1 protein-coding gene is annotated in these 790 nt (G+C 37.0%); it reads left to right on the forward strand.

The genetic code is table 11. From position 1 onward, the window contains the following. Positions 1-50: 50 nt before the first annotated feature. The coding region (locus BCT81_RS19485) for a M28 family peptidase (protein ID WP_102425529.1) at positions 51-790 on the forward strand (740 nt) is incomplete at its 3' end.

Genomic DNA, 790 nt, shown 5'->3' on the forward strand with positions numbered 1-790 from the left:
TAACAGGGCGTTATGTGCTTAATCGCATTTTTGAATAGAAAAGGTCTTTTATGAAAATGTTTTTTGGCTTTATTTTGACAATACTTGCTTTGTTCTGTAGTCAATCAGTACTAGCGAACGACTCAGATTGGGATCTTTTGAAACACTTTGCGTCAAGTTATGGAGACAGGTTCGCTGGTAGCCCCAGAGAGCATAGTGCAGCAAAATGGTTAACAGAGCAGTACGAATTTCAAGGACTTGAAGTGAAGCAATATCCTTTTAGGTTTTTTCATAGTGATCGTGTATACCGTTCAAAAAATTTAGAAGTAGAACTTAAAGGTAAAAGTGAAAAGGTTTTAATAATAGGAGCACACTATGATTCTATTGGTCAGAAGGTGGGCTCAACTGGATTTATTGACAATGCTTCTGGAACAATCACATTGTTAGCTCTAGCTAAACGTTTAAAAAACAAAGATATCCCATTCAGTATTAGGTTCGTATCATTTGGCGCAGAAGAACTAGGGTTACATGGTTCGAAAGAATATGTCTCATCAATTAACGTACACGTAGATCAAATTATAGGAATGATCAATTTGGATACGGTGTTTGGAGGAGATAATTTGTATATTCACAGTGCTCATTCTATTCCTTATAAATGCCGAGAGAAAAATGCACCAAACTATTCTTCAAGTACTTGGTTACGTGATGAGTTACTCTCAGAATCCAAAAAGCTAACCAATATTTCTTCATATCTTTTACACGCCGCAACTACGGGATACCCTGAAGGTGAGACAGGTGGTTGGTCTGATCA

The organism is Vibrio sp. 10N.261.52.A1, from assembly GCF_002876325.1.
In the GTDB taxonomy this organism is placed as follows: Bacteria; Pseudomonadota; Gammaproteobacteria; order Enterobacterales; family Vibrionaceae; genus Vibrio; species Vibrio chagasii.